Source organism: Streptomyces sp. NPDC000880 (genome assembly GCF_053599675.1).
Genome location: NZ_JBSFMS010000206.1, coordinates 1 through 6502 on the forward strand (window position 1 = coordinate 1; position 6502 = coordinate 6502).

7 protein-coding genes and 1 pseudogene are annotated in these 6502 nt (G+C 66.7%); 7 read left to right on the forward strand and 1 reads right to left on the reverse strand.

Translation table 11 applies throughout. The features are described from left to right. Positions 1-53 precede the first annotated feature (53 nt). Entirely contained in the window at positions 54-287 is a 234-nt protein-coding gene (locus tag ACWDO5_RS34810; RefSeq protein ID WP_450534539.1) for a hypothetical protein, read from the reverse strand. A 4-nt stretch (positions 288-291) separates the two neighbouring features. Between ACWDO5_RS34810 and ACWDO5_RS34815 the strand changes: the two genes are divergently transcribed. The 7 genes and pseudogenes from ACWDO5_RS34815 to ACWDO5_RS34845 all read left to right on the forward strand — a co-directional run. Beyond that, complete coding sequence (locus tag ACWDO5_RS34815; RefSeq protein ID WP_450534540.1) at positions 292-498, forward strand: hypothetical protein; 207 nt, start codon at positions 292-294, stop codon at positions 496-498. Between the two features lie 420 nt (positions 499-918). After that, positions 919-1968 (forward strand): zinc-dependent alcohol dehydrogenase family protein, encoded by a 1050-nt coding sequence (locus tag ACWDO5_RS34820; protein ID WP_450534541.1) that lies wholly within the window; start codon positions 919-921, stop codon positions 1966-1968. Between the two features lies 1 nt (position 1969). After that, a complete protein-coding gene (locus ACWDO5_RS34825) occupies positions 1970-2617 on the forward strand; it encodes a DUF2291 family protein (RefSeq protein WP_450534542.1) in 648 nt (215 codons plus the stop codon). Next, complete coding sequence (locus ACWDO5_RS34830; protein ID WP_450534543.1) at positions 2614-4182, forward strand: sugar ABC transporter ATP-binding protein; 1569 nt, start codon at positions 2614-2616, stop codon at positions 4180-4182. The genes ACWDO5_RS34825 and ACWDO5_RS34830 overlap by 4 nt, the downstream gene beginning before the upstream one ends. After that, positions 4179-5288, forward strand: coding sequence for an ABC transporter permease (locus ACWDO5_RS34835; RefSeq protein ID WP_450534544.1), 1110 nt, complete (start codon positions 4179-4181; stop codon positions 5286-5288). The genes ACWDO5_RS34830 and ACWDO5_RS34835 overlap by 4 nt, the downstream gene beginning before the upstream one ends. A gap of 123 nt (positions 5289-5411) precedes the next feature. Next, on the forward strand, positions 5412-6386 hold the full coding sequence (locus ACWDO5_RS34840; protein WP_450534545.1) for a substrate-binding domain-containing protein: 975 nt from the start codon (positions 5412-5414) through the stop codon (positions 6384-6386). A gap of 6 nt (positions 6387-6392) precedes the next feature. Next, positions 6393-6502 (forward strand): annotated as a pseudogene (locus ACWDO5_RS34845) (ABC transporter permease); the annotation flags it as partial.

The following is a 6502-nucleotide window of genomic DNA, read 5'->3' on the forward strand; positions in this document are numbered from 1 at the left end:
ACCGGCCCCGGTGCGCCGGACTGGGTGACGGTTCCGGGTGCGTGTAGCGCCGCTCAGGGCGCGGGCTGGTAGGTGACGACTGAGTCGGCGCAGTCGGCGGCGAGTTCGTTGAGTGCTGTCTGTTCCTTCGGCTCGGCGGCCAGGGACCAGCGCAGCTTCGTCGCTGTCCAGGCTTCTGCGTAGGTGCACAGGGCAGATTCGGCTGGCGGGAGCCAGCCGGCCGGGTCCTTGTCGGCCTTGGACCGGCAGGACACGTGCCGTCCCCGCCGGGTGCGGAGCTTGGGCATACTGATGGGAAGTCATGTCGACGAGCGCGGCGCACCGTACGGGAGCGATCTGCGGCTGTACGTCGCGGCGGGAATACCGACCCTTCAGTTCGGTCCCGGTGATGTGCGCCTGGCGCACAGTCCTCGTGAACAGGTGTCGGTGGCCGAGACCGTTGAGGTGGCCCGCACGCTGGTCCTGAGCGCGCTGCGCGCGGTCGGCACCAAGGACTGACCGCGCGGCGTGACGCTGCCCCGCGGGACGCCGGTCGTCATGCGAAAGTGACGGCTGGCCACTCAAAGACATCACACGACAGGTGGGGTCTCACGCACGCGCAACGCGGGGCAGGGGCCGTCAACGAGGCCTCAATTGCCGTTCCTTCCTGCGGTGATGATCCGGTGATGGGTAATCCTGTCCGACCCGTTGACTTCCCTCATGACTGAGGTTAGGTTTCACAAAAATCGGTCACGACATCACACGTACTTAACGCGGCGCTGAGGCCACGAAGTCTCGAGAACGCCCGCCGCAGGTTCCGGAGTCACCCCTCCGGTACCCCGTCTTCACCCCCCTTTCCCTTCGGCACCCCCTTGCCCCTTCACGGATCCGCTGGGCCCGGCGAAGGCGAGTCATCCCCCGATTGGAGCGTCAAAGAAGATGCGAGCAGTTGTGTTCGAGCAGGCCGGCTCACTCGCCCTCCGCGAGCTCGCCGATCCCACGCCCGGACCCAAGGACGTGGTGATCGAGGTCGCCGCGGTCGGCATGTGCGGCACGGACACCCATGTCTTCGACGGCGAGTTCGAGGGGACGGTGTTCCCGCTGATCCCCGGACACGAGGCGTCCGGCACTGTGGTCGCCGTCGGGTCCGACGTCACCACGCCGGTGGTCGGGGACCATGTCGTCGTCAACCCCAGTACGACCTGCGGCGAGTGCGAATTCTGCCTCAACGGTAAGAGCAACCTGTGCCGGCACTGGAACGGCCTGGGAGTCGTGGCCAGTGACGGCGCGTCAGCCCAGTACCTCAAGGCCCCTGTGGCCAACGTCTTCCGGCTGAAGCCCGAGACGGACCTGTTCGAGGCGGCGCTGATTGAGCCGACGGCTTGCGCCATCCGCGGGTACGACCTGCTCCCGCGGCGGATGGGTGAGCACTACCTGATCTACGGCTCCGGAACGATGGGCCTGTTGATGGCCCAGCTCGCCCCCCGGGCCGGCGCCGCGAGCGTCACGATCGTCGACCTCAACGACCGCCGGCTCGACGTGGCCCGTGAGATCGGCATCGAGCACATCCACCGGAGCGCCGACGAGGCCGAGCGCTCCGAATGGGACGTCGTCATCGACTGCACCGGTGTGGTGGCCGCCATCGAGGACGGACTTCCCCGGGTGAAGGCCGGCGGCACCTTCCAGCACTTCGGAGTGGCCCATACGGAGGCCAGGGCCAACTACTCGCCGTTCCGGATCTACCGCGACGAGATCAATGTCGTCGGCACCATGGCGGTGCTCAACTCCTTCGGTCGGGCTGTCGAGATGTTCGAGGCCGGGGCCGTCAACGCCGGTCCGATGATCAGTCACTCCTTCACGCTTGACGACTACGCGAGCGCTCTGGAGATGTTCCGCAGCGGAACCGGCCGCAAGCTCCAGATCAGGCCGAACGACACGAAGTCGCGCGTCCTGCAGGACATCGGCGGCGGACAGGACCGAGGTCAGTGAGATGAGCACGAGGCAAGCGCGGCCGGCGCGTCCCCGCTGGCTGATTCTGACGGGTGTGATCGTCCTGGTGGTCGTCGCCATGGGATTCGGGACGAAGGTCGTGCCCAAGGGCGAGGCCAAGACAGCCCTGACGGGCGGCCAGGACCCGGCCACATTCGCGGCGGAGAAGTACCCGGCGATATCGGGGCAGATCGCCGATCAGGCAGTCGATGTCGTCGAGCTCGCGGGAGCCGTCAAGGCTGATCAGGCGGCTGCGGCCACGAAGTTCGGGCAGCAGGAAGGCACCTCCGCCCCGGTCTTCTCGGTGAAGGCCAACGGCGTGGCCGGCCAGGCCACCGCCGACGGCATCCTCCCCATCGAGGTGAAGGGGATGCCGTCCGGCGTCAAGGTCTACGTCCAGACAGGACCGGCCCTCAACGGCACGGCCATCCGCGACGCCACCGGTACCGTCCACTTCCAGCAGTTCGTGAACCAGCTCGACTACCAGACGGCCTCCGACCAGCTCAACAACCAGGTCAAGGCCAAGGTCCTCAAGGGCATCGACACGGCTGCCCTGACGGGCAAGCAGGTGTCCGTGACCGGCGCCTTCCAACTGGTGAACCCGGCGGCCTACATCCTGGTCCCGGTCCAGTTCGAGGAGTCGCGGTGAGCGCGGCACCCGAGGTGGGCAGGGTCCCCGACGTCATGCTGCGCGCCGAAGGCATCACCAAGCGCTACGGCGGCACCCTGGCGCTCGACGGCGTGGAATTTGAGATCGTGCGCGGCAAGGTGACCACCCTCTTCGGTGAGAACGGAGCCGGGAAGTCGACGCTGATGAAGATCCTGGCCGGGGTCGAGCAGCCGACCTCGGGCTCCCTCACGCTCGACGGTGAGGAGGTCTCCTTCACCTCGACGGTCGACGCCGCAGGGAAGGGGATCTCCATCATCCATCAGGAGCTGAGCCTGTGCCCCAACCTCAGCATCCGCGACAACATCTTCATGGGCCGTGAGCTGGTGACCCCCCTGGGGACCGTCGACTACGCGGCCGAGCGCAAGATCGTGACCGAGCTGCTCGAACGGCTTGAGGAGCCCATCGACCCGGACACCCTCGTCTCCGATCTGCGGCTGGGCCAGCAGCAGATCGTGGAGATCGCCCGGGCGATCTCGTTCGACGCCCGTATCCTGATCATGGACGAGCCCACATCTGCGCTGAGCGCCACCGAGGTCGAGGTCCTCTTCAAGGTCATCAAGGACCTGACGGACTCCGGTGTGTCGATCGTCTACATCTCACACCACCTGGAGGAGGCGCTCAAGGTCTCCCAGTACGTGGTCGTCCTGCGGGACGGGAACATCGTCGCCACCGAGGAGGCCGCCCGCGTCGATCTGCCCTGGATCGTGTCGCGCATGGTGGGCCGCAACTTCGACCTGGGGCAGCCGCCGGACGTCGAGGGACAGGGGGAGGTCGCTCTCTCCCTGCGGGACATCCGGGTCGCCGACCCCGCCAACCCCGAGCGTCTGGTCGTGGACGGTGTCTCGATCGACGTGCGGGCGGGCGAGATCGTATGCCTCTACGGCCTGATGGGCGCCGGCCGCACCGAGTTGCTGGAGACCCTGGCGGGCCGCACCCCGCTGGCGAGCGGTCAGGTCCTCGTCGAGGGGACCGACGTCAAGGACCTGAGCATCTCCGGGCGCATCGGCTTCGGCCTGGCCCTGGTCCCCGAGGACCGCCAGCGCGACGGCCTCGTGCAGTCCATGTCGGTCGGTCACAACATGTCGCTGGCCAGCCTCGGCAGCTTCGTCAAGGGCCTCTTCCTCTCCCGCCAGGGGGAGACCGAGATCGTAAGCGGCGGGATCAAGGACGTCCTGGTCAAGACAGCGGGGCCGGGCGCCCCGATCGGGTCGCTCAGCGGCGGCAACCAGCAGAAGGTCGTCATCGGCAAGATGCTGCTGACCGAGCCCAAGGTGCTGCTCCTGGACGAGCCGAGCCGCGGCATCGACATCGGCGCCAAGTCCGAGGTTTTCAGCCTGCTGAGCGAACTCGCGGGCAAGGGTCTCGCGGTCGTCTACTCCACGTCCGAGGTGGCCGAGTGCCTCGGCGTCGCCAACCGCGTTCTGGTGATGCGGAAGGGACGAGTCGTCGCGGAGTTCGCCGCCGATTCCATCACCCAGGAACAGATCATGGCCGCCTCCGGGGAGCATGCCGACACCGCACGAGTGAATGGGAAGAACCAATGAGCGCGACAGCGTCAATACCACGCCGCCGGCCCGCGTGGCTCGGAGACGGCGCCGGGCTGCGCCTGCTGTTCGAGGGACGCGCCTTCGTGGCCCTCATCGTCATCGTGATCGTGTTCTCGCTGTTGTCACCCAACTACTTCACGGGCGAGAACCTGCTGGTGATGACCCGTCACGTGGCGGTCAACGCGATCCTGGCAATCGGCATGCTCATGGTCATCCTTAACTCGGGCATCGACCTGTCCGTAGGCTCCACGGTCGGCCTGACCGGCGTGGTGGCCGGCTATCTGCTCCAAGGGGTGAACGTCCCCTTCTGGGAGGCCGTCGCCTACCCGGCCGTCTGGGTCGTGGTCCTCTGCTCGCTGTTCGTCGGCGCGGTCATCGGGTGGATCAACGGGATGCTCGTGTCCCGGTTCAGAGTCGCCCCATTCGTGGCCACCCTGGGGACCCTGTACGCAGTCCGCGGTATCGCGCTGCTCATCACCAACGGCCTCACCTTCCCCAAGCTGCAGGGCTCGTCCGAACTGGGCAACACCGGCTTCAACTGGGTCGGGTTCGAGTCCCTGATGGGTGTCCCGGTAGGAGTGATCGTCATGGTGGTGCTGGCCGCCGGGGCCAGCACCCTGCTGACCAGGACGCCGTTCGGCCGCTGGCTCTACGCCTCCGGCGGCAACGAGCGCGCGGCCGAGTTGTCTGGCATCCCCGTCAAACGGGTCAAGCTCAGCGTCTATGTCATCTCCGGTGTGTGCGCCGCCGTGGCCGGTCTGATCATCGCCTCCGAGCTGACCAGCGCGACCCCGCAGACCGGCTCGTCCTTCGAACTGACCGCCATCGCCGCGGTCGTCATCGGAGGCGCCTCCCTCAGCGGAGGCAAGGGAACCGTCCGCGGCTGCCTTCTCGGAGCCTTCGTCATCGGCTTCCTGTCCGACGGCCTGGTGATCATCGGCGTCTCGCAGTACTGGCAGATGGTCTTCAAGGGGGCGGTGATCGTCCTCGCGGTGATGCTCAACGCGATCGAGTACCGGACCAAGCGGCCGAAGGCGGACCGCGAGGCCCCTCCGCCCCAGCAGGCCGGTCCCCGGGCGCCCGAGCCCGAGACCGTCGGCTGACAACCCGCACCACCCCATCGCACCACCCCATGCCCGAGAACCGTCGGCGCACCACTGTCACCAGGACATCACCAGAACCCAGCAGCACAGCACCAGAAAGGGACGACGATGTTCCGTAGAGCCGTGGCCATCACCACCGTCGGGGTCGCCCTCGCGACCCTCTCCGCCTGCGGATCGGGCTCCAGCAGCTCGACCGCGGAGTCCGCAGCATCCGCCAAGAACACCAAGGGCGGTCTCATCTCGCTGATCACCTCCAACCTGGACAACCCCTACTGGACCGCGGAAGCCGACGCGGTCAAGGAGCAGGGCACCAAGCTGGGATACAAGGTGAACGTCGTCTCCCACCAGCAGGACCCCAAGAAGGAGAGCGACCTGATCGACACCGCGATCACCAACAAGTCGGTCGCGATCATCCTGGACAACGCCGGAGCGGACTCCTCCATTGGCGACGTCCAGAAGGCCACCGACGCGGGCATCCCGGTGTTCCTGGTGAACGCGGAGATCAACAAGACCGGCCTTGCCGAGGGGCAGCTCGTCTCCAACAACGCGCAGGGCGCGGTGCTCGGAGCCCAGCAGTTCGTCAAGGTCATGGGCGGCAAGGGCAAGTACGTCGAACTTCTCGGCCTGTCCACCGACACCAACGCGAGTGTGCGGTCCAACGGCTACAAGAGCGTCCTGTCCCAGTACCCGGAGATGCAGCTCCTCCAGCAGGAGGCCGCCGACTGGGACCAGCAGAAGGGCTTCGACAAGATGCAGCTGATGCTGCAGGCCCACCCGGACGTCCAAGGCGTCATCGCGGGCAACGACCAGATGGCGCTGGGCGCAATCGCGGCCATCAAGCAGGCCGGCAAGGCCGGCAAGATCGTCGTCGGGGGCTTCGACGGTTCCCCGGACGCCGTCCAGGCTGTTGAGCAGGGAGAGCTCGCCTACACCGTGCTGCAGCCTGTCGTAGAGTTCTCCAAGCTCGCGGTCGACATGGCCGACAAGTACCTCAAGACAGGGAAGACGGGCGGCAGTTCGGAGAAGCAGGCCTTTGACTGCACACTGATCACCAAGGACAACGTCGGCGGGTACTCCAACTTCTCCCTGAAGCCCTGAAGCCCTGAAGCCCTGACGACGGTGATCCTCCAGGCCAACGGAAACCTCGACACCCCCATGCTCTTCGCGGGACTGCTCGTGATGTCACTCATCGGCGTGATCCTCTTCGTCCTCGT